Genomic DNA, 22,038 nt, shown 5'->3' with positions numbered 1-22,038 from the left:
TGAACCCGGGCCACAGGCTTGAGAGGCTAGGTAGTGTTTCAATAAAACGACTATTAGAATCGTTTTATGTTGCACGTAGAAGCAGAAATAGAATCAAACTATAAAAGAAAATTAGAATAGTGAAGTAGCAGAATACGTTAGGCGTTTCAAGTTAACTCCCCAGTTTACGCGATAGATTCGGTTACTTACTGAATAGCTCACTTATGGCTTTCTTTAAGATTTCTATTGTTAGTCTTGCATCTTCTTCAGTTATATCATTCAGCATGTCATCAGACACATGTGCTCCATAATTACCGAACACCCTAATAGCATTTAATAGATCAAGCACTTTACCACTAAGTACCCTTTGCTCAGAAGACTTTTCCTTTTCTCCCTGTATGAAATCCCATATACTCTTTTTTTCTTTCATTAATCCTTTTCTAAACAATGCTAATTCTAGGGTTCTCCTAGCCATTACTACAGATGCCCTATACGCATTAGCATTAAAGCACCTAACTGCTTCCAAATAGTTATCAGCTATATCAGAAGGAATATTACCGGATAGATTTTCAGCTTCCATATAAAACGTATACCATTGATCAATCAAACTTCTAAGTGTATCCTTATTAATGCTAAAAGGAATAGATGACATCACTTTCTTCGTTTTTTGAGAAAGTGTACCTGCGTTGAATAAAGCACTAAAGAGGAGCCTTAAATTAAAGGTGATATAGTTCATATTGATGTTATTAATATAATTATACAGCCTATGGGCAATATGAGGTTCAACAATACAAAGGAAAGTACTGGATTTCATCTGGTTCGGTGCTAAGAGATAATCATCTAATTCTATGTTTTTGATATTAGATGCAACGTCTGGGTTGGTTTCTAAAATCCTGCAAACGTACTCATTCCTTATATATCCTTTCTCGTTTTTTTGTAGGTCAAGATATCCATCTATAGGAAACCATATCTCAATACTGCTGCGTGGATCCGTGTTATTGAACTCTAAAGAGATAAGGAATCCTCTTGCTCCACTAGAAACTTGCATGATGTCAATTTTGCAGTGGATTCTTGTATGCACTCATAACAACTCATCCTTATACTTTAAGCAATACATCCTCTCTTTCCCTGCCCTTCCCTTATGCCACTTCCTCTCTATTATCCCCCTCTGTGCCAACCTGGATAGATAAACCAACAACTCGTCCTTATCTACAGACGTCTTCTCACTGAGATACTCCAAACTACAACAACTCCCTGGGGCTTTTGCCATTGTCATCAAAATAATTTGTGTGATTGTAAACCTCCTCTTATGTTTCTCAATCTTACTTTCCATAAAATTGTATTGAACTATTGCCCTTATTAAACCTTAACTAGGATTAACAGAGTGTTACCTCCTTAGAAGGGAGCAAGAATTGGGATTTCTAGACTGGTATATCAGGATTAACAGAGTGTTAGGTTTGTCGTCATTATCGTAAGATCAAGCTCTTTTGACTAAAAACCCCTGGATCCGACCAGGATTAAAACTAAGATGGGGAGTGGGCAAATGATGGACCAAACCAGAACTGAATCGGATGCCAACTGTATACGGGGCTATAATATATAATATTAGGAAGTATGCGGAATGGCTAAAAGAACAGACACTGAGATAACCCCCGTTATCTAGCCTCAATTTCTCGCACTGACTTCCTCCTCACTATAAACAATGAAACGTGATATTGCGATATTGAAAGTTTAAATATGTAAGAAAATTAAGAACTATTTATGGCGTACACAAGGAAAAAAATCAAGAACTAAAATGGGGGCGGGGAAATGATGAGGATTCCAGGGCTGAACCATGATGAAAGGCTTGGAATCTGAGCCCGTTCCCCTATTTTTATTTTGATTCAGAAGGAATAAAGTTAACTCACAAATCTGACTTCCTCCCTGTCATAGATGGCGAGGTTTGTCCTTCTATCACAATTCACAATATTGTGCTCTTCAACATTTTTATTTTTAAAATGCTAAATTATATTGAGGTGAAAAAAGATAACGAAAGGACATACACCAAAAAATGCATATCAAAGATTGCAAAAACAAAAGGCTGCTCAGTATAAAAAAATGGTTTATACACAGTTCAGATTCTCAGAAAAGAAACATAGATCATAAATAGAATTTTTATTCAGTAAATTGGGGAGTTTTCTGAATTTTTCTACGCTTTAGCTGAGAAAAAGAACTGCACATATTAGCAAAGAAAGACGGAGTGGCTAAAACAGAATATTAAACTAAAAAGTTTTATATAAAAATAAAAATTTAACTTGCTAGTCTAAATAATAAAAAGTCAGCGAATAAAACAACTACGCCTACCACAAGCATGGCCTCATAAATTATTGGAATTCCAATAAAGGATAGAAATAACATTTCAAGAGATGTTGAAATCGAAACGCCGACCACATAATCCTTTTGATCCAACGTCCAATTATCTTTTTTAATGGCTATTAACCCCGTAATAAATAACAATAAATCTACAAGCACATATATATAATAATAAACACCCATCATTTTTCCACCAACATATATTATGTTACTCATTTAACTAGGGAGTTATTTCAGTTTCTCTTCCTTCTCTTGCTTGATCTTTTGTTTGGCACTTTCGCAGAATTTTTCAGTAGTTCATATTCTTTTATTCTTGAAATGGCCTCTTCAGGTTCTGTTACACCTTTCAGTATTTCAGCTAAACCCCTCTCGCCTATATAGTTCAGCCAGGATACTATGTGACCTTCCTTTAAATGATACTGCAATGCTTCCGGATCCTCTTTAGATAACCTTTCCACCTCACTTTCTAGCTCCTTTATATTGTGTGCTGTTCCTATTACTTTATCATATGATTTAAAATAGAACGGCTCCATTTTCTCAAATGAAGAAAGCGAAGATTTAAATAGAGATATGTAGAGCGCAGCCTATTTAAACATTAGCATTTTTTGATTGATGAAACAGGAACAACAAACAAAAAAGAAGAAGATAGAAGAGAAAATTTACGAACTAGAACCTGGGCCTTTTGAGTTATTGGACGATAACGAAAGGGACAGACTAGAAAACGATTTCCAGCAATTATTAAATTTAGTAGATCGCGGTACAATAATAGTAATATCTAAGCAAAGCGAATATGAATATGAGAACGAGAAATATCCTATCATTTTTAATAAGTTCTTGTTAGCCACAACTACCGATCTTCAATACAATCAAGCAAAACTTGAAAGGCCAAAAATCGCTAAAGCCCACCCAGACTACGTAGAGCTTGAGAATGGACTATTAGCGCAATCTGCAGTTTTCTATAGATTCCCTGATATTGTCCCAGAAGGTTTTCTCGCCGAATATTTCGGCTTAGGGGATATTGTTTTTAAATGGGAAGCGCTGGACCCTGTATCAGCTGCTTCCGCAATAGATAGAACCAGAAAGAGACTAGAAAGTGCAAATAGTAACGATTCTTTCACAATTAGAAAGATGAACAAAGTAACTCAGCTTCAAGGAATCATTGGAGGACAAGCGAAACTGCTAAGATTCTGGACCTATGTCACATACTACGGCGAATCTAAAGCAGAACTGAAAGATAAATTTAATCAAGTGAGATCGATTGCAAAAAGTCGTTTGTTCGATGTGGATATACCGCGCTTTTACCAAGGTGCCCTTTACAACTTTAGGGTTGACGTGGACTTTTTCATGCCTTTTTATAACAGTATTCGGCCTCATTATGTCGACACAATAACAGCAAGTTGGCAATTCTATCCGCTGATTTCTGAAGATCTAATAGATGAGAATGGGATCTTTCTAGGTTTCAGTGATTCCGGATCACCTGTTTTGTTTAATCCTTACAGAAGAAATAATTACAATATTATAGTTTTAGGTGAAACTGGGTCTGGAAAGAGCATGACGTCGAAAGTATTTCTAAAGCGAATGATAGAAAAATTTGGTGTTAAAATCTATGGAATTGACCCAGAAAATGAATACGTAAAAAATGCGAAAATATTCAACGCCGAAGGGATAATAGTAAGAAAAAATCAGCTATTAGGTCTAGATCCGTTTAAGCTTTATAGAATAACAACAACGGAGGGACGTTTATTAGATGTAGATGATGTTGCAGAGATTCTTTCAACTTTCTATATTCCCCAGGAAAATATTGCACTCATCAACAGACTGAGAGCTTATGTAAACGATTTTGCAAGTGAATCAGAATCGATATTCGAATTTGTAGGAAAAATAAAGAAAAGTGATACAGAACTATATAACTATTTGAAAGGAATAGAAGCCCCACCAGATTCTTATGTTTTCGACGGCGATATTCCAGATTTTCAGCATAATATAATATTTGGGCTGAAAGAGATCAGCGGCTATGGAGCGTCAAGACTGAAGGCTCTTATTACAACTTTAGTTACGATTATTTTCCAGAAATATGCATTTTCAGACAGAGAAAAAGGATATATCTTTATAGATGAAGCGTGGCTCTTCGTTAAGTACCCCATTACGATGAGCCTTTTAGAAAATCTTTCAAGAAGAGCTAGAAAATATAACAAAGGACTACTTTTTATCACGCAGAGGCCTTACGATGTTGCTGCAACTGAAGCTGGAAGAACGATTCTTGAGCAGTCTGCTACAACAATCTTACTAAGACAGAAAGAGGCTTCAATAAAGACGCTGAAAGAGATCTACAATATCAGGGAGGAGGAGGCGAATTCACTGATCAACGCTGAGCCTGGGCATGGAATTCTTAGATCTGGTAATTACTTACTGAGAATCTATGTTCAGCCTTCTAGAGAAGAATTCGAATTATTCAGGACATCAGGTGAGTGGTGATGATGAAGAGAAAGGCCGTAATAACGTATATAGATGAAGACATTTACAATAAATTATTGAAGATGGCAGAAATTAAGGGAAGTTCAGTTTCCCAGGTCGTAAGAGAGATAATTCTAGAGAGGGTGAGAGAATGGCAAGATTAAGAGAGAGTCTGATTATAGACGAAATCAACTTTTTTGAAGAACCTCTAGGCGGAAATTCTTTCCTGACAATGAAAAATATGATGTACGGGCTCATTGCGGTGCTAGTAGGGTATAAACTCATTGATAGTGGAAAACCAGTGACAGAACTTTTAGGGATTTTATTAATTGCATTTCTAGGATTTTTAATAGCTTATCCGAAAAAATCTGTCGGACCAGAATCATTGCTAATAGGCCTGATGTCCTATTACTTGTTCGGGAGCTCTAGTTCTAGTAAGAGCAAAGAAGAGCTGAAACAGAAAAAGGAGGAGCTCAAGAGGAAGAAAGAGGAAGAGAAAAGAAGAAAGATGGAAGAAAAACTGAAGAAAAAAGAGGAAATGAAAAAGAAGAAAGAAGAGAAATCGAAAAAGAAAGAAGAGAAACAGCAGAAAAGCGCATCGCAAGCACAGAAATATATTCGCACTGAAGAGAAACAGCAGATCATACAATCAAAATCCCCTGCAGTCAGCTATGCAGATTACATTATAATAATAATAGGAATAGCAGTAGGAGCATTCGGAGCGATTTTATTTCACAAAGAATTACTGATTTTGAACATTAAGGAAATGATCATAACAATGGTAATGATGATAGCAGGTTTTTCAGTTTCATTTGAAAGAATTTTAGAAATATTGATAAGGTGAGAAGAAAATGGAAACAGAAGAACCGCACAAGGCAATAATTTGGTTTGTTGTAGCTATTTTACTGATAATGTTAGCGTTACAAATAGCAGCAAATGTGCACTTCAGTGTAGTACCAATTAAGCCCCCTGTTCCGCCAAATTATTATAAAAATATGACAATCACTGGAGGAACTTTACTGAATTGTATGCTGCAGCTACCTGTAACTCCAACTAACCTTACGAATGATTCGAACTTGAAGATCTTCCTAAGTGACGGAACAGGAACACCACTAGAAGAAGCAATACTACAGTTGCTTTCCTACAATGCAAGTATGATAGCTCCTGGTCCTTATTGGACAACTGCGGATCTTGCAGGCGCACTAGAGCCTAGTAATATTACATATAAATTATATAATGCGGTTGAGTACAACGGTGCTAATCTTACATTTTATCATTTGAAATTATCCTTCTTTAATGCCAGTCCGTTCAATGTTTCGTATCCGCCATCCGATAACATTACGGTAAACTCCCCAGTTTGCCAGATTATCAACAAAACTTCAGTAAAAACCCACGTGACTACCAGTTATAATGTCCAAACTTACCTATTCTATAATCGGACTTACATTATTTGTAACAATGTGTATGAATATTACTATTACAATATGAATGTAAGCGGGACCGCTTATTTATATGCAAATAATAAGCTGGTCAATACTACAAACTTTAAGTATATGTTCTACTGGGTTGGCGGAAATGTCACAGAAAATATAACGGGTATAGTCTGTATACAACACTATCCTGAGGAAGTTTACGCTCTTCTCTCTTTGAGCACAACTCAGGCCTGCTATAATTATACTTACACTCAGGGAAACTATACTTATCATGTTTATATATACTGTCCTAAAGGACCATACGTGTCTTATCAGAATTTTACTTTTAACTGGTACGAGTATAATGTCAGTATCCCCATGACGATTAGAGTTTTCAATGGAACTAACCCCGTGACAGTCATAGGAAATCAAACTTATCATACTAGAATAATCAACGCTGATTTTTCATTTTTGATCTGGAGCTTTGAAACTAAAAATTTCTCTACACCAACGATCATGACTTACGATACGATTAAGATTGCAAACTATATGATAAATAGAACATGGAACGCGGGACATATAGAAATTATCACTAAGCAATATAGACAACAGACTGGGAATACGATAAACTACTATCTCAATATAAAAGTAAATGATAATATAGCAAAACAGCCCCAATGGGTATTCCATCATATTCCTCAAAATCAAGTATACGAACATAATTTCGCTCTGGAATTTCTACAAGGACCTGCTTATTTATACGGACTTTATAAATATCTAACGAATTACTTCGCTAATGAGAAATATGCTAATTTCACAGCGATAACATTATTTATGTCGTTAGTGAATGATTTACATCAAATTAATGAAAGTGAAACCTTACAGCCAGTGCAAATCCTGGCTAACTATTCTGGACCTTCTTGGGAAGTACGAAACTTAGCGTTATATTTCGCATCTTTCAGTATACCTTGGCTGAACTACAGTATACCAAACGCAACAATGGAAATTATAGGACCGCTGGAGCTTCCTCTCATTAGCAAAATAATAGTAAACGGCTCACAAGGATTGGTCGTATCTTCTTTCATGTACGGATTTGCGAATATAACAGATATAGAAAATGGAACGCATACATTTTATAAATGGCTCAATTGGTGTGACGGGGCTATTGAATTTGAACAATATGAATATGCGAATTATAGTGTTGAGTTCTTTGGCGCGTGAACTCTATTTAAATATTCCTTATTTTTTCTTTGAGGAAAAGTGATAGAACTAGGCACATTAGTAGATTATCTGGATTATTTCGGCTGGATTGTGGTTTTCGGAGGGATAATAGCTAGTGCTATTTTATTTACTTTAGGTAGGTCTGCCGAAGGAAGAAAGATAATATTTGGAACTACAATCGGGGCATTTATTCTAGCATTTGGATGGACTATTATCACGAGCACAATAAGTTATCAAAGTTATAATATCCCAGGCTGGTCTGACATATCGTATGCCATATACGCTGCAGCGGCGTTTTCTGTTATCTTCGCAGCTATTGAGCTAGTTCGGGGGAACGGCAGGGAAGGTTTGGGGTATTTCTTGACTGCTATAGCGCTGATCTTCATGTTAAATTATGGCCCTTCAATTTTTGGCGTTAATAATGTAAATTTGAAACCACCTCAAGTTAACGCTGTGTTCGGTATCGGAATACCTGGGACCTCTTTCCAGTTAGGGGTGCCCGTTCAATGGCTTATCGATATGCCAAGCTCATCTCAAATTCTATCAATCCAGATAAACGGGGAAAGCGTTTATCAATTCACAGAGAACATTGCGTTCGGAGTTCTAGGTATAGCGATATTAGGGGATATTATTTGGACACTGTGGCAGAAAGAAGACGTATTTGCTATGCTGAAAGATGTTTCGAAAGATGTAGCTGCAGCAGTACTTCTTATAATATCAATGCCTTACATTTATGAAATTTTTGCAACAGTTATTAACTATATAGCAAACTGCCTGATACAACCCGTATCAGGAACGATAACAAGCATGGGTGATTCAGCAGCTGCATTAATTGCAGGGGGATTTGCAGGAGGATACTTCGTTCCCGCTCTGGCGGACACTGCGTCAGATATACTATTTTCTCTAGCAATAGCAGGAATGTTAGCTGCAATAAGATTTTTCGCCGTCGCTGCAGCGCTGGTACTATTCCCAGTGTTCATGGCATTATGGGTATTCCCTCCCCTTCGCGGGGCGGTGAAATTCTTAATAGAATTTGTATTAGGGATGGCCTTCTCTGGTATAATAGCTTCTGGCATCTTTCTAACGCTACTGAGCGTAGGTACATCAAACGCAGGCTACGCAACGATATTGTACTTAGCGTCCCCCGTCTTGTATGGATTTTTACCGATGATGATCAGTTTTGCAGGCGGATCGGGATTATTGTCATTAGGGACGAATCTTCTACCATTCAAAAGAGGAAGAGGAGCAGGCGGAAGAGGAGGAAGTGGCGCGGGGCAGAATACACCTACACCAGTACCTGCTGGAGCTCCTGCTCAAGTAGGCGCTTCGGTCGGATCTTCAAAATTAAGAACGGGACTTGGGAGGATAAATATGAACGTTTCGAATCCTCCTCCATCACCCGGAACGAAACTATCACAACAGTATGGCACGCCTTCTTCTCTATCAGTGAATTCGCCCGGACCGGCGCCAGTAGGGATCATAAGTAGAATTAGGAATAGGGAATCTGCAAAGATATCTACGAGTGCTGAAAACCCAGTGAACGTTCCTAAGGGGTACGAGATAACTTCAGCGAAGGAATATACTGACTACGGACCGATGCAAGCGAAACCAACGAACAACAATATGAGGATAACTGGATCGGACATGAATAACGTTACTGCAATCTCATCACTTAATACAGAAAAACAAGGACAGGCAACTGTTTTTCGCGAAACTGCTACTAACTTGAGGAAGAAGGATGTTGAGATTAAGGAAACAAAGGCTCACGCATTTGCATATGGTGTTGGCGAAAATCTAAAAGCAGGAGCTATAATGACTGCACAGAAGTTTGGGCAAAAGATGGATAGCTGGCTTAATGCTCAAGGTATCAATGTCAGGCCGTTTGAGAGCATTCAAAATAAGATTAGGGAAACGAGATTAAGAAAGCCAGGAAAGAAAAGAACTCAGACATTCTAAGATATATTCTTCTTTTTCTCTTCCTAATACTTATATATTATTTTGCATTAGTTTAAATTATGGAACAAGTTCAGATAGTCATACCAGACATTTTAGATTTGGTAGAATCTCGACAAGTAGAAGCAGAAATAGAATCAAACTATAAAAGAAAATTAGAATAGTGAAGTAGTAGAATACGTTAGGCGTTTCGAGTTAATTCCCCCAGTTTACGCAATAGATTCGGTCTGAATAGCTCACTTAGGGCTTTCTTTAAGATTTCTATTGTTAGTCTTGCATCTTCTTCAGTTATATCATTCAGCATGTCATCAGACACATGCGCCCCATAATTACCGAACACCCTAATAGCACTTAATAAATCAAGCACTTTATCACTAAGCACTCTTTGTTCAGAAGACTTTTCCTTTTCTCTCTGTATAAAACTTGCTATAGTCTCTTTTTCTTTTATTAATCCTTTTCTAAACAATGCTAATTCTAGAGTTCTCCTAGCCATTACTACAGATGCCCTATACGCATTAGCATTAAAGCACCTAACTGCTTCCAAATAGTTATCGGCTACATCGGAAGGAATATTACCGGATAGATTTTCAGCTTCCATATAAAACGTATACCATTGATCAATAAAACTTCTAAGTGCAGCCTTATTAATGCTAAAAGGAATAGATAACATCACTTTCTTCGTTTTTTGAGAAAATGTACCTGCGTTGAATAAAGCATTGAAGACAAGCCTTAAAATAAAACCTCACTTAATTTGGATTAAGATATTACCTTATTAGAAAAGCTAATTCTATGTTTTTCACTCTGTCCCATACCGTAAGGCATGTTGATATTACCTTCGCCTTCTCTAATAAGGTTAGTAGTATTTTGCCTTATACTTGATTCCATTTATCTGTTCTCTTAAGTGAATAATTTACTTTTTTATTTTAATTGAAATATGTTTGTAAAAATATCAACTTTCCTTTAACCGATTCTCTTCATTCAGTTAAAAATACGCGATGGATGGCTAAATCTCTTTAGAGTAGTTCCCACCAGTGTCTGAAGACGTAAAAGGGGAACATCAGTTCGTAAATTTTTACGACGCTTTCATCATGTTCAGTTCTCTTGCACTAGTCTTTCGATTAACAACGTTCTAAGGCGATTCACAGAACACATTTAATATCAAAACTTAATAATAGATATTTGAAATATTGGTGTATGCGTTATTCAGATTATTTAAAGGTTTTTCCAGCCGATCTCAGAACTTTGCCTATCTTCTACTATCTCTCACTAAAAACTTTCGTAAATTACTTTATTCTTCACAAAGGATTTGAGCACAATGAAGATGTCACGAGCTTAATAAAGGTAAAGATAGACGGTATAATATTTAATGTACGTAAACATAATTTCATCCACGACATTCAGCATTACTTATTAAGGCAAGAGATTAACGTTAGAAAATGGTTTTCCTTTGAAGAAGGAGAAGTTTTTGTAGATGTTGGTGCTTATATTGGTGCATATACTTTAAGGGCTGCTAAAAACAAATGTACTGTTTACTCTTTTGAACCTAATCCGAACTCATTTAAGATATTATCACTCAACGTTCACGATAACAAATTCGATAACGTTAAACTATATAACGTAGCATTAGGAAGTAAAGAAGGTGAGGTGACTATTGAACTTGATTTTGACGAAACTCATGTCTCACAATCTGGATATAGAGTTAAAATTCTAACTCTAGATTCACTGAAGTTAAGTAGAATAGATTTGTTAAAGATTGATGTTGAAGGCTTAGAAAATGAGGTTCTAATAGGTGCTGAAAATACTCTGGATAGAACAAATAAGGTAATAATAGAAGTTCATGAACAAAATCGAAACTTTGTAGACACTAAATTGCAAGGACATGGGTTATATAAATTAAAAGAAGAGCTAACATATCCAGGAATCTATTACGCTATGTATGTTAGAAAATAACATATGTAGTATATCTGCTGGTTAGTTATTTCATAAACTTATATATCAGCTAAATTCCATTTTATAACTGTAGACATATTAGATTTTAAATAACAAAATGAGTAAGGGCTTTTGCCACTTGCCTCCTTAGACTCTAAATTCATACTCTATACCTTTACATGTTTCCTCTAAAGCCTTCTCCACAATTTCTCTAATGTTTATTACTAACTCCTCGGTCTTCTCCTTAAGATCTTTTCTTACTCTAACGCTTAATTAAACAATGAACTATGTTCAAATTATTTTCTCACAATAAATTATCTCCGTCTCATTTAATTTTACTGTTACATTTCTCGCTCTCCAACTTAGAAATTATCTTCTTATTAGAAACCTTACTCAGTTTAGGGTGAGCTTCAAACACTATCTTCTCTAACTCTGAGTTTAAAATAACGTCAGCCTCACAATTCTTTAATAGACTCATTAATCATTTTCCTTATAATATGGAACTTTCACATCGCCCTCTATCTTGCTTGTGAGATATTAAATATTTATATAGACACATCGATCTATAAATAATATCCTAAGGCGAAAGGTATACCTTTAATTAACGTAGGCAAAACCAATTTTACCTTTTCTGACATAGTTAGTCCGGGTCTCATTCCTCTTTCTTTCATAATCCTTTCGTACTCAGTCCCCTTTAGAAGCTTTGCGTTCTTCCCATATTTGTACCATTTCCTCATGAATTGAAAGAGAGAATCGTCTTCTATATGGTATACAGCACTAGGGATAAACTGAACTTTTCCCTTGTACAGTTTTGAGACTTCGTAATATATAATACTATCCTCAAAGGCATTCAATCTCTCCCTAAGATGTCCAGGGATATTATCATAAGCTTTCAACAACAGTTCCCTATCGTACATCCTCGGAATAATTCCGCCCTTTTTTACGTCCAGATTTTCCATCCATCTCCTGTGAGTTATTTCCCTATCTATCGACATTATTTTATAAACTGTTCCTTTCCCCACAGTAATTTCTCCTAAAGCAACTACTTTCTCCTCAAATCCCTTAAAGTTGTCAGAAAAATACATGTCAGAATCTAGGTTAACTACGTAGTCTCCTTTAGCTCTCTTTGCTCCTTCAATCCTAGCAATAAGCCTACTGCCTTTGATCTGGATTACCTTTGCTCCCTCCTTTTCAGCAATTTCCACAGTTCTATCAGAAGAGAACGAATCAACTACGATGACCTCATCTGAAAATTTTAACGCAGAACTTACTGCTAAACCAATAGTCTTCTCACTGTTAAGTGTGGGAATTACTACACTTACCTTCATTTGAATAATGAAGGATGTAAAATTTAAAAATCAATCTGTTATAGATTTAAAGCAAAAAGAGAGAGTATATAAAATGATTTTCTCTCTTTTTCTTCTCTACCTCTTGTATATTATCCAGCCTTGCATGTACATAGCATCAAAACCTTTAACAGCAAAACTCCTCAAAGCTTCTTGAGGAGTTTCAACCAAAGGTTCTCCAGCAAGATTAAATGAAGTATTCATCACTAATCCTTCACCCTTAGCATCTTTAAATGCTTTTATAAGATCATACCACGTCTTATTCTGATCCCTAGTAACTGTCTGAGGTCTTGCAGTCATATCCACGTGACAAGTTACAGGAACTCTTTTACATGCCTCCTCATCCTTATAACGAAACATTAAGACCATGAACTCGTGAGATACGGGATCCTTAAAGTAAACTTCCTTATCCTCATCAAGCAATGAAGGAGCCAAAGGCCTCCACCATTCCCTACCTTTAATCTCATTCACAAGCCTCCAATAATCCTTCCTAGTTGGATCAGCAACAATTGACCTATTGCCGAGAGCCCTAGGCCCCAATTCAGCCCTACCTTGATACCAAGTAACTATGTAACCCTTAGCAACCAAATCAGCGACCTTATTAACGTCTTCCCCAACGTACTCAGCCTTAAACTTACTATCTTGCACTGCTTTCTTAATAGTCTCGTCATCATATTCTGGACCTAGATAAACGTTCTTTAACCTCTGCCTCTTCATCTTACCTCCTAAAACGTGCTCGTAAACATAAGCCGCAGCACCAATAGGACCTCCGGCATCATTAGCTGCTGGAAAAATAAACATATCGTTAAATAGACGAGAATAATGAAGCTCCATGTTAGCCTTAGCGTTAAGTGCTACCCCACCAGCTAAAGCAACCTTATCCTCACCAGTATGATCTTTAGCCCACTTTGCTGTTGCCAAAACAGCTTCTTCAGTAACCTTTTGAACAGCCAAAGCTATATTTATCGCATCCTCATTTAATTCACCATATGGATTCCAAGCAAGCTTTTGGCCAACAAACTTCTCAGTCAACCTTTCGTAAAATGAGAAAAATTCTAACTTGTTTTTAGTCTTTAGAACCTTTCCATTTTCAATGTAAAAAGGTATATCTCTTTCTGGAGTAATTTTTACAAATTCTTTTAGCTTGTCGTAATATTTTGATCTCTTTCCATAAGGAGCTAATCCCATTCCCTTTCCAGGACCTTCTAGCCTATTGAAAGATATTTTTTACATTATATACTCATAAAGAAATCCCAATGAGCTATAGGATGTGTACATTGATAGTATTGGTTCAAATTCTCCATCCTTAACCTTCCATATTACCTAAGCATCGTATTCTCCGCTTCCGTCAAGTGTCAACACCGTAGAAGAATTATATCCAGAAAAGTAATAAGCCGAAGCTGCATGAGCTAAATGATGCATAACGGGATATATTTTAATTTCCGATGAAACTTCTTCCCCTAAATCTGAAATTGCCTTTCTCACAAGTTTTTTTCAAGTTCTATGTAATCGATTTTAATAAAATTTATTATAAGAGAAGAAAATCCATAATAACTAATTATAACATTATCTAAGGGCCGTACAAACATCTGACCAAATTTTAATTGTTTATATTCCCTGTGAAATAGTGATGGTACCCAATTTATTGCATAAGCATCAACATCTTTAGGCTTTATACCTCTTTTCTTTAGAAACTTGAAAGCTTGCCTTAGGGAGTTAAAAGGTGGTTCTCATAAGGAAGTGCCTATGTCTAGTAAACCTCTCTTCCTCCGTAGCAAATACTAACTTTCCATCTTGTATGACTGCTGCCCCGTGATCGTGTTATAAAGGCCAGTTAAATCCAACTACTAACATGCAGAGAATTTAGTAATGACTTGTATAAAATTTTTATGTACAAAAATACTGATTAGCAATTATAGGAAAATTGTTAATACATGTTTATATTACGTTAAAGATTTCTAAGAATAATAATCGTATTAAGTGAAAATTTTTTCTGATAAGCGATAGAATTAAGAAGTTAAATGAAAAATATATTATTAGTCCACGAATAAATATTTTGATTTTTTATGGTGAGGTAATTTCCTTTAAACTGCTAACTGGAAATCAAGGAAACACTAGTAAGTGGAAAACTTAAATCTTAAACAAAACAGCTTATGCTATGCATAAAATAGTATTCCTAAATAACACTAAGCAACAAATATTACGATGCTGGAACAAAACACTTTACTGGTATTTTACTGGATTGAATGAGGAATAACTATTACACTCCTTATTTAATTCTTCATCTTATAATAGCTGTAAAAATATATCATCAAGAAGATTGTACATTGATAAAAAGAGTATATTATAATTTTAATAACTTTACACTAAAATAAACTGTACAAAAATTTTAAAGAAATTTTTAGCTAAATTTCAAATGAATAAATTTGTCTGTTCACATCTGTAAAAACATCATGATATATCTTAAGTCTGCTGTTAAAACCTTTAAGTATTCTGAATATTATATAAACATATTATTCATAAAGCTTATATTTAGTGTTTTTTAACTTGCTATTATGACTATTTGCATTTATGGTACAGTATATAATAACGTTAACACTGTAGAGGAAAGCATTAAATCAGTATTTGACCCCTCTTATGATATAGTTATAGTCGATAATTATTCCAAGGACGGAACTTGGGAAAAATTACAAGAACTAAAGAAAGATTATAATTTAACACTCTTACGCTTAAAATCAAGCAGAGGAAAAGGAAGAGCATACGCACTAGAACACTGCCCAGAAAACTCAATAACAGCATACTTCGACCTCGACACTTATTATAATGAAAACTTCCACAAAGTAATAAAATCTGGATTAAAAGAATTGCTTATATTAGGTCCGATGATGAGTTATATACAGTCAAAGGATCAAATCCTTAAAATTGGAAATTGGAAGAATCTAAATTATGGAGAAGATATAGAATTTTTGAGTAGGCAGAAAATATCTATCACTTTTCCCTTAATTATAGGTGAAAATCAAGAAATAAAAGCAAAAAATCTTTATATAGAGAGAGAAAGAAGATATACAAAATTATGGAGAATTAGACTATTAAAGAATGTTATTAATATTTATCGCAGTTTGAATATACAGTTTAAGGATCTTGTGCTCATGTATCCCTACACTAAAAAGTACATTCTAATTCTAATGTTACTAGATGTCATTGCTAGAATTAAGGGTAAATATAAAAATGCTAATGTAAATAATTATGTATATTTTTTCAAAAAAGCTATCAATACAGTTGTAGATCCAACACAATATTTAAATGTAAATACTAGAGATACACAAATTTCTATATCTAAGAATATTTACGACTATCTAAGAAGCTACAATGCCATAGATGATAGTTTAATAGGAAAATATATATTACTTGTATAAAATTATAGTTTGGAGAAAATTAATAATTTTTATGCTTGATTGAATTAAAGAAGAAAAATTAAAAAGGGGAGAGAGACAAGAAATCTATGTAATGTTGGATGTAAATACCAAACATAGAACAATGATATTTTTATTATTATGGGCATTTTCGTTAATTCCCATCTCTGGGTATCTGTTTGGTAATGGATATTTAAACTACGGAGGTCCACAATTTCCATTTTTCTCTGGATATGAAGTTAAATATCTTTATCCTCTTTTTGTATATGCTCCCGAAACAGGTATTTCTCCCAGTGTAGAAAGTGTGCTATATTTATTTATGTATCTTATACCAAGTAATGATGTTATTATTCTTGCTAAAATATATTTAATATTAATGTTTAGTGTAATTTATCTTATACTATGGAAGCTAACTGATTTGATCATTGATGTTTTAAAAATACATAGTTTCAGTGTAAAAATATTACTAATCTTATTCTTCTATTTATTGCCGCTTTACATGCAACTAATAGCTTCTAACTGGTTTAATGTAATATTAGGTATACTCTCACTTTCATTTGTTTTAATAAACCTTATAAATATACAGCTAAATAACGTTTCTTTATCTAAGAAGACTATTATATTATCTGGTATAGCTCTAGGATTTTCTGCAATGATGGATCCAAGATTTTATATTTGGTTTATTTATATTATATCAATTTTTCTGCTATCTAGTATTTTAGCATATAGGAAGTCTCTTATTAACGTTATTAAAAGTCTATTAGGCATATTTTTAACATCCTTACCTTTCGTAGCTTATGTATACTATATATTTATATATCCTTCTCTGATTACGACATCAATAGCTGAGGCTGCAAGTTTTAGCGCATTAAGGCCAGATAGTCTATCTTATATAGCGGGATTCTCTCAAAATTCAAATTTTCCCAATCTTTTTATGTTCATAAGTAGTTGGTGGCCATCGGTTATCCCATCTTCTCCTTCTATACTCTTTTATCCTAGAGATAAATGGTTCTATCTACCAGCTTATGGTTTCAATGATCAGATTCTAATGCCAAATGATCCTATATCATATATATGGTTATCTTCTCTCTTTATTTTTATATTTATAGTATTTATAAGCATTTTTAATAAATCTAAAAGGAAAATATCCGCAGAACTGCTATTAAGTCTCTTATTTATGATAGGAGTAGAAAGTGGAACTAACTATCCTTTTAGAGAATTCACTTATATATTTGACGTTCTTCCATCAAAGTTACCAATAATTGGAGGAATAATGTCTACAGCGTTTGCAATTCCATTTTATGCAGAATGGACTAACGTTTCGATCTCGCTAATATTGGCCGCAATAGGCTTTGATTACATTATTAACACCTTTAGAAAAATTAAAACTAAATATATAATTGGAATCATACTAGTCATAATTATGAGCTTTGCAAGCTGGCAATACTTTAATGGTACACTTTATCCTAGCCAACATACTGGTTCATTTCCAGGTAATGGTGTATCTTTAGAAGGCTATTATTATCCATTAAATCCTCCGCCACAATGGGTTCATATAATGAATATTTTATCTACATCAAATGCAGGTGTTGCTTATGTAGGTGAAGTAGGCTTTAGCGAAAAATGGACAAATTATCAATTTATTTCATACTCCCCTCCTCTTATGCCAGGCTATGCTACAATTTCTACTCCTTCTACATCTTATGTTAATCAAACTCCTCTAGCTTATGAGGTTGCTGGAATAAAATATCTCTTTATAGATAATACGTCGTATGTTCCACTAAGCAATTCCTTCATTTACTCTTACCTTAATCACTCTGGCCTAAAGGTCTTATATGCAAACGGTGATGTATACTTACTTGAACAGCCAAATGCATCAATATTCAGAGAAGCTAAAATGGGAATATTCCTCAACTGTAGAAACAAGACCGTATTGTTTAATGCGGAATGGCTTCTTTATCCTTTACTTAATTATACTCCAGCAATTATTACTCCAGTAAAGACTCCTGCAACAGTAACAATGTTACTTAATCCATCTACTGTTAATGAAGATTACATCTCATTATTTAATGAAAGCAGAAATATTACTATACTTAAAGGAACTTATATAATAAATTATGAAGGAAATATAACAAGAATAGATATAACTCATGATGAGAACTTAAGTATAAAAAGATGGACTATAATCATACCTAGCAACGTAAACTTATCAGATCTAGTTTCCGCTCCGATTAATTTCAGCTTTAACCAACTAATGGCGGAATTCACAGTCTACAGCAATAAAGGTTATCTAGTAGAAACTTCCTTACCATTACCTCATGGTGGAATAATAGTTAATAACGGCAAAGCTTTAGGAACTAACGGCTTTGGTCAATATATTTTCACTTCAGATGGAGGAATTGCAATATCAATAAAGTTAGGGTTTGTTACTAACTTGCTAATAACTGCAGTAGACATCTTCTTTTATTTACTATTCTTGTATTTCATAGTGTACAAGAGCATTTTTAAGATAAATATAGTAGAAGTATTTAGGAATGCTATCATTAGGATTAGTAGACTCAAGAGCAATAAGTAAACATAACAGTGGAACTGAAAAACATGTTAGAGAGATTATTAAGAGGCTTTCAGCAAGATATAAACTTTACTATTTACCAACTACTCATGCGTTTTTAAGCGAAATTTCTGAAGAACAGCTAAAGGAAATTAAAAAATACGCTAAAGTTCCATCGTTTTTTGAAAGTTTACTAGATAAGAAAGTTTCTACTTCACTTTTTAGAGAATTATTTACTTTCTCTCCTCTATCTAAAGAATTGCTGGATGGTTATAGGAAAGAAGTTGATGAAGTAGACTTTGCGTATATTCCTCACAATTATAGAATTCAGTTAATGTCTTCTATCCTCTTATCGAGCATAGGAAATAAATATGGAATGCTATTAATGACAGATCCTCACAATTCTTTGCTTGAAAAGGAATCGTTCTTAAATTGTGTGAATGTGTGGAGTAAAGTATGGTTTAGTAAGACAAGTGCTATAAAGTTCTGTAGCATGCAGAGAGTTCAAAATATGGTTTTCTTAACAAAGACTTTGAAGAGAAAGCCTTCTTTCATAGCAGTAATGAATAATGGAGCAATTAACTATACTAATTTACCAAAACATTTTAACGTAAAAGTCCTATCTCCTCCTCACGCATTTAATTCCTTAGCATTAAAATATAGAAATTTTGATAAGGAAGACTACGTAGTTTTTCTAGGAAGGATAAACACTGCAAAAGGAGCTAACGAGGCTTTAGAAGTAGGAAAATATGTTAAGCTAAAGATGATAGGTTATTCAGAGCAAGAATTCATAGCCAAGGAGGCAAAAAGGCTAGGGATAGAGGTAATCGAGAACGTATCTGAAGGAGAGAAATTCGAAATATTATCTAAGGCTAAGGCATTAATTTTACCTTCACATCAAGAGTAATTTTCAGTTACAATGCTTGAGGCTTTAGCAGTAGGGACTCCAGTAATAGCTTATGACTTACCTTCCTTAACCTCAGTCTATAAGTTTAAGCCTACATTCTTTGTAAGAGAATTTGATGTTATGTCTTTAATAGAAAAAGCTAAAAAAGAAGTTATCAAGCTTAGCAATAAAAAGATAGAGGAAATGTTTTTCGATAATGAATTGGATGAATTTATTAGACTTCATTCCTCATGGGACAATGTAGCTAATGCCATAGACTCAATGATTAAGAATTTCATATAATACCTTTCTTTCCATCTCACTAGCTTTTTCCCAGCTTAAAGTTTCGGCAAATTTCCTACTTTCATTTCCTATTTCCTCCCTTTTCTTTTCATCCTTGAGAAGATCTATTACTGCTTCAGCAAATTTTTCTACGTCGTACGGCGGTATCTTAATTGTTAAAAATCTCTTAGACCAGGGCAAGTCCCAAGTAACTACTGGTAAATGAGACGCTAAAGCTTCTGCCGTAGCTAAAGAGAAGCCCTCATAAAGGGAGGGAAACACAAATACTTTAGATTTAGCCAATATTTCCCTCTTTTTATCCTCGCTTACAAAGCCGTAATAAACAGCATTTTTAGGAATTTCCTTCCATCCTTTACCTATTATACATAATTTTGCACCTATCCTCTCGCTTACAATATCCCATATCTTAGTCAAGTAATTTACTCCTTTTCTTTCCCCATAATTGCCTATAAATAGACCATCGCATACTTTTTCATCAGAAGTGTAATAATCTTTTACGTTAATGCCGTTAGTTGATGTAATTACTTTCTTTTTAGGAAACATTTTCTTTAGCTCTTCATATACCTCTGGATTATCTAAACAGATTATTCCTTTACTTCTTCCAAATGCGAGTTTAATTAGAAAATAGAGTTTTGATTCTCCCTTCATCTCTTCAGTTATATGATGTACAAAGATAACCAGAGGTTTACCAGATAGAAGGGAGAGAAAATAAGAGTAAGCAACATTAAGCGAGAACTCAGAATAGCTTAATATAACATCTACCTTCTTTGCTACAGATAAACAGTTAAAGAAACCTTGAATATAATCCTTTCTTGAAGTGCTACTACTTTCCACTAGCCTGAAATTACTTAGAAGAGGTGAAATATTTGGATCTATTTCTTTTAGTGTATGCTTATCTACGCAAAGATATACTTCTTCTCCTATCCTACTATAAACTTCTAAAGTTCTTCTAGAAGCTCCAGTGAATTCATAACCGAATCTCATCGGCGGAGAAATTAAGATTCTCACGATTCCACCGCATTTTTAATGATCTTAACAATACTTTCTGTTACATTATCCCAGTTATGAAACTCCACAAAAGACCTAACTTTGTCACTAAAAACTGCATCTAATAGTTCTCCTTTGTTAAGTTCATTTTTTACCTCTTCTGTCATTTTTTTAATATCACCTTCCTTAACAAATTTAACCGCCGGAACATCTTTATACGCTGAGTACACTGTAGGTATTGAGTATGCTATAACTGGAGTTCCTAAAGCTAAAGCTTCTAAAACTGTAATTGAAAATCCATCGTTTAATGAAGGATATACTAAAAGCTTTGCTTTTGATACTACTTCGTAAAGCCTTCTCTTATCGTGAAGCTTTGTTTTATCGAGAAAACCTAAATATTCCACATCTAATGAATTATCAGTAACGTATTTAAAGAAAAATTTCTTGAATTTCTCATATAAGAAGTTGCCTGCAACCTTGGCCTTGACTTTAATACCTTCATCTTTCAATAGCTTAAGTACATAAATAAAGTTTAAGATACCTTTGGGTGGAATTAGAGTAGTCCAAAATACAACATAATCTTCTTTATCTTTAGTTCTGTAATTCAAAAGCTCTTTATCGACTCCGTTAGCAGGAAACAAGAGATATTTCTTTATCTTTTTAGTTTTTATAGAATCTATAACACCTTTACTTACTCCTGCTATGAAACTCATGTATCTAGCTCTTTTTATATATCCTTCTTTTTTCTCAGTGAGTAAATAAAGCGCTATTGATCTCTTCATAAAGTAATCTAACGAATTAAAGAAGAAGGGCTTTAGTGTATAGTAAGTATAGAATATACACTGAGAAAGAGAATATAAAGGTGCATGAAGAGTTATGCCTAACTGTATTTTATTTCTGTTAGAAATGAATATACTCTCTGGCGTAGTATAATCAGGATCATATATAAAATCAGAGTCAAGCTTAACCTTTTCAGAGAAGGCTTCATATACCGAACTAGAGTAAGGAAGAAAAGATGGCTTAAGGTTAGTGAAAGAGAAGGAGTAAACGAACTCTGGAATTTTTATTCCATTTTTACTTATCTTCTCTAGTTCTTCTTCAGTTTTATGATTATTAATAAAGAAGTTAATGGAAGGAATAAACTCTACATCAAAATATTTGGTTAGACGATAAACAACATTATTAACGTGAGTAGATCCTCCAGAATAGTTTGAAGTTAAACTTGATGTTATAATTGTTACTTTCACAGCTA

General features: G+C 34.3%; 22 protein-coding genes and 1 pseudogene. 10 read left to right on the top strand and 13 right to left on the bottom strand.

All coding sequences use genetic code 11. The features are described 5' to 3' along the window. Nucleotides 1-181: 181 nt before the first annotated feature. The 4 genes from B6F84_RS09000 to B6F84_RS08985 all read right to left on the bottom strand — a co-directional run bounded on the left by B6F84_RS09000 (nt 182) and on the right by B6F84_RS08985 (nt 2,864). Nucleotides 182-1,060, bottom strand: coding sequence for a DUF4145 domain-containing protein (locus tag B6F84_RS09000; RefSeq protein WP_148691924.1), 879 nt, complete (start codon nt 1,058-1,060; stop codon nt 182-184). Next, the gene (locus B6F84_RS08995) at nt 1,061-1,312 is read right to left on the bottom strand and encodes an ORF80 family leucine zipper DNA-binding protein (RefSeq protein WP_148691923.1); all 252 of its coding nucleotides are present in this window, start codon (nt 1,310-1,312) and stop codon (nt 1,061-1,063) included. It abuts the gene before it with no gap. Nucleotides 1,313-2,268: 956 nt separating this feature from the next. Then, entirely contained in the window at nt 2,269-2,547 is a 279-nt protein-coding gene (locus tag B6F84_RS08990; RefSeq protein WP_148691922.1) for a hypothetical protein, read from the bottom strand. Nucleotides 2,548-2,564: 17 nt separating this feature from the next. Next, entirely contained in the window at nt 2,565-2,864 is a 300-nt protein-coding gene (locus B6F84_RS08985; protein ID WP_148691921.1) for a hypothetical protein, read from the bottom strand. Nucleotides 2,865-2,943: 79 nt separating this feature from the next. On the opposite strand from B6F84_RS08985, the gene B6F84_RS08980 reads away from it, so the two are divergent. The 5 genes from B6F84_RS08980 to B6F84_RS08960 are packed head-to-tail and all read left to right on the top strand — an operon-like array spanning nt 2,944 to nt 9,374. Beyond that, a complete protein-coding gene (locus B6F84_RS08980) occupies nt 2,944-4,806 on the top strand; it encodes a VirB4 family type IV secretion system protein (protein ID WP_148691920.1) in 1,863 nt (620 codons plus the stop codon). Continuing rightward, nucleotides 4,806-4,949 (top strand): ribbon-helix-helix protein, CopG family, encoded by a 144-nt coding sequence (locus tag B6F84_RS08975; RefSeq protein WP_148691919.1) that lies wholly within the window; start codon nt 4,806-4,808, stop codon nt 4,947-4,949. The genes B6F84_RS08980 and B6F84_RS08975 overlap by 1 nt, the downstream gene beginning before the upstream one ends. Beyond that, on the top strand, nt 4,937-5,629 hold the full coding sequence (locus tag B6F84_RS08970; RefSeq protein WP_148691918.1) for a hypothetical protein: 693 nt from the start codon (nt 4,937-4,939) through the stop codon (nt 5,627-5,629). Before B6F84_RS08975 ends, B6F84_RS08970 begins: the two co-directional genes overlap by 13 nt. A 7-nt stretch (nt 5,630-5,636) precedes the next feature. Next, nucleotides 5,637-7,418 carry a hypothetical protein gene (locus B6F84_RS08965; RefSeq protein WP_148691917.1) on the top strand — a complete coding sequence of 594 codons (1,782 nt, stop codon included), beginning with the start codon at nt 5,637-5,639 and terminating at the stop codon, nt 7,416-7,418. Between the two features lie 39 nt (nt 7,419-7,457). After that, the gene (locus B6F84_RS08960; RefSeq protein ID WP_148691916.1) at nt 7,458-9,374 is read left to right on the top strand and encodes a hypothetical protein; all 1,917 of its coding nucleotides are present in this window, start codon (nt 7,458-7,460) and stop codon (nt 9,372-9,374) included. A 178-nt stretch (nt 9,375-9,552) separates the two neighbouring features. Here B6F84_RS08960 and B6F84_RS08955 read toward each other — a convergent pair whose 3' ends face one another. Together B6F84_RS08955 and B6F84_RS14185 are read right to left on the bottom strand one after the other, a co-directional pair. Next, a complete protein-coding gene (locus B6F84_RS08955; RefSeq protein ID WP_187152670.1) occupies nt 9,553-9,969 on the bottom strand; it encodes a DUF4145 domain-containing protein in 417 nt (138 codons plus the stop codon). 158 nt (nt 9,970-10,127) lie between these two features. Beyond that, nucleotides 10,128-10,256: a hypothetical protein gene (locus B6F84_RS14185; protein ID WP_257788601.1), complete on the bottom strand. Its 129-nt coding sequence runs from the start codon at nt 10,254-10,256 to the stop codon at nt 10,128-10,130. Nucleotides 10,257-10,565: 309 nt separating this feature from the next. On the opposite strand from B6F84_RS14185, the gene B6F84_RS08950 reads away from it, so the two are divergent. Beyond that, nucleotides 10,566-11,321 carry an FkbM family methyltransferase gene (locus B6F84_RS08950; RefSeq protein WP_236748934.1) on the top strand — a complete coding sequence of 252 codons (756 nt, stop codon included), beginning with the start codon at nt 10,566-10,568 and terminating at the stop codon, nt 11,319-11,321. A gap of 304 nt (nt 11,322-11,625) precedes the next feature. Here the strand turns inward: B6F84_RS08950 and B6F84_RS13885 are convergent, their stop codons facing one another. From B6F84_RS13885 to B6F84_RS14220, 5 genes and pseudogenes are all read right to left on the bottom strand, one after another. Further along, nucleotides 11,626-11,778 (bottom strand): hypothetical protein, encoded by a 153-nt coding sequence (locus B6F84_RS13885; RefSeq protein WP_187152669.1) that lies wholly within the window; start codon nt 11,776-11,778, stop codon nt 11,626-11,628. A gap of 85 nt (nt 11,779-11,863) precedes the next feature. Then, nucleotides 11,864-12,628, bottom strand: a complete 765-nt coding sequence (locus B6F84_RS08940) for a glycosyltransferase family 2 protein (RefSeq protein ID WP_148691914.1) — start codon at nt 12,626-12,628, stop codon at nt 11,864-11,866. A gap of 96 nt (nt 12,629-12,724) precedes the next feature. Then, entirely contained in the window at nt 12,725-13,363 is a 639-nt protein-coding gene (locus tag B6F84_RS14090) for a carbamoyltransferase C-terminal domain-containing protein (RefSeq protein WP_236749114.1), read from the bottom strand. 93 nt (nt 13,364-13,456) lie between these two features. After that, a pseudogene (locus B6F84_RS14085) lies at nt 13,457-14,068 on the bottom strand (carbamoyltransferase N-terminal domain-containing protein); the annotation flags it as partial. Between the two features lie 294 nt (nt 14,069-14,362). Beyond that, complete coding sequence (locus B6F84_RS14220; RefSeq protein WP_338025995.1) at nt 14,363-14,446, bottom strand: hypothetical protein; 84 nt, start codon at nt 14,444-14,446, stop codon at nt 14,363-14,365. A 755-nt stretch (nt 14,447-15,201) separates the two neighbouring features. Here B6F84_RS14220 and B6F84_RS08925 point away from each other — a divergent pair. From B6F84_RS08925 to B6F84_RS14080, 4 genes are all read left to right on the top strand, one after another. Continuing rightward, nucleotides 15,202-16,062: a glycosyltransferase family 2 protein gene (locus B6F84_RS08925; RefSeq protein ID WP_148691913.1), complete on the top strand. Its 861-nt coding sequence runs from the start codon at nt 15,202-15,204 to the stop codon at nt 16,060-16,062. A 91-nt stretch (nt 16,063-16,153) separates the two neighbouring features. Further along, complete coding sequence (locus tag B6F84_RS08920; protein WP_148691912.1) at nt 16,154-18,634, top strand: hypothetical protein; 2,481 nt, start codon at nt 16,154-16,156, stop codon at nt 18,632-18,634. Then, nucleotides 18,594-19,517, top strand: a complete 924-nt coding sequence (locus tag B6F84_RS08915; RefSeq protein WP_236748933.1) for a glycosyltransferase family protein — start codon at nt 18,594-18,596, stop codon at nt 19,515-19,517. Before B6F84_RS08920 ends, B6F84_RS08915 begins: the two co-directional genes overlap by 41 nt. Before the next feature lie 12 nt (nt 19,518-19,529). Further along, a complete protein-coding gene (locus B6F84_RS14080; protein WP_236748932.1) occupies nt 19,530-19,799 on the top strand; it encodes a hypothetical protein in 270 nt (89 codons plus the stop codon). Here B6F84_RS14080 and B6F84_RS08910 read toward each other — a convergent pair. Together B6F84_RS08910 and B6F84_RS08905 are read right to left on the bottom strand one after the other, a co-directional pair. Beyond that, entirely contained in the window at nt 19,776-20,807 is a 1,032-nt protein-coding gene (locus B6F84_RS08910; protein WP_148691911.1) for a glycosyltransferase family 4 protein, read from the bottom strand. The two genes, B6F84_RS14080 and B6F84_RS08910, sit on opposite strands and share 24 nt — an antisense overlap. After that, entirely contained in the window at nt 20,804-22,033 is a 1,230-nt protein-coding gene (locus tag B6F84_RS08905) for a glycosyltransferase (protein ID WP_148691910.1), read from the bottom strand. The genes B6F84_RS08910 and B6F84_RS08905 overlap by 4 nt, the downstream gene beginning before the upstream one ends. Between the last annotated feature and the right edge of the window lie 5 nt (nt 22,034-22,038).

This window comes from Acidianus manzaensis, from assembly GCF_002116695.1.
In the GTDB taxonomy this organism is placed as follows: Archaea; Thermoproteota; Thermoprotei_A; order Sulfolobales; family Sulfolobaceae; genus Acidianus; species Acidianus manzaensis.
Note: the sequence above shows the minus strand (reverse complement) of the source record. Positions and strands in the feature narration are given on the sequence as shown.

Excerpts from the sequence above, each read along its gene's own strand:
- B6F84_RS08995 (WP_148691923.1), bottom strand. The coding sequence starts at position 1,312 with ATGGAAAGTAAGATTGAGAAACATAAGAGGAGGTTTACAATCACACAA.
- B6F84_RS08990 (WP_148691922.1), bottom strand. The coding sequence starts at position 2,547 with ATGAGTAACATAATATATGTTGGTGGAAAAATGATGGGTGTTTATTAT.
- B6F84_RS08985 (WP_148691921.1), bottom strand. The coding sequence starts at position 2,864 with ATGGAGCCGTTCTATTTTAAATCATATGATAAAGTAATAGGAACAGCA.
- B6F84_RS08980 (WP_148691920.1), top strand. The coding sequence starts at position 2,944 with ATGAAACAGGAACAACAAACAAAAAAGAAGAAGATAGAAGAGAAAATT.
- B6F84_RS08975 (WP_148691919.1), top strand. The coding sequence starts at position 4,806 with ATGATGAAGAGAAAGGCCGTAATAACGTATATAGATGAAGACATTTAC.
- B6F84_RS08970 (WP_148691918.1), top strand. The coding sequence starts at position 4,937 with ATGGCAAGATTAAGAGAGAGTCTGATTATAGACGAAATCAACTTTTTT.
- B6F84_RS08965 (WP_148691917.1), top strand. The coding sequence starts at position 5,637 with ATGGAAACAGAAGAACCGCACAAGGCAATAATTTGGTTTGTTGTAGCT.
- B6F84_RS08955 (WP_187152670.1), bottom strand. The coding sequence starts at position 9,969 with ATGGAAGCTGAAAATCTATCCGGTAATATTCCTTCCGATGTAGCCGAT.
- B6F84_RS14185 (WP_257788601.1), bottom strand. The coding sequence starts at position 10,256 with ATGGAATCAAGTATAAGGCAAAATACTACTAACCTTATTAGAGAAGGC.
- B6F84_RS08950 (WP_236748934.1), top strand. The coding sequence starts at position 10,566 with ATGCGTTATTCAGATTATTTAAAGGTTTTTCCAGCCGATCTCAGAACT.
- B6F84_RS13885 (WP_187152669.1), bottom strand. The coding sequence starts at position 11,778 with ATGAGTCTATTAAAGAATTGTGAGGCTGACGTTATTTTAAACTCAGAG.
- B6F84_RS08940 (WP_148691914.1), bottom strand. The coding sequence starts at position 12,628 with ATGAAGGTAAGTGTAGTAATTCCCACACTTAACAGTGAGAAGACTATT.
- B6F84_RS14090 (WP_236749114.1), bottom strand. The coding sequence starts at position 13,363 with ATGAAGAGGCAGAGGTTAAAGAACGTTTATCTAGGTCCAGAATATGAT.
- B6F84_RS08925 (WP_148691913.1), top strand. The coding sequence starts at position 15,202 with ATGACTATTTGCATTTATGGTACAGTATATAATAACGTTAACACTGTA.
- B6F84_RS08920 (WP_148691912.1), top strand. The coding sequence starts at position 16,154 with ATGTTGGATGTAAATACCAAACATAGAACAATGATATTTTTATTATTA.
- B6F84_RS08915 (WP_236748933.1), top strand. The coding sequence starts at position 18,594 with ATGCTATCATTAGGATTAGTAGACTCAAGAGCAATAAGTAAACATAAC.
- B6F84_RS14080 (WP_236748932.1), top strand. The coding sequence starts at position 19,530 with ATGCTTGAGGCTTTAGCAGTAGGGACTCCAGTAATAGCTTATGACTTA.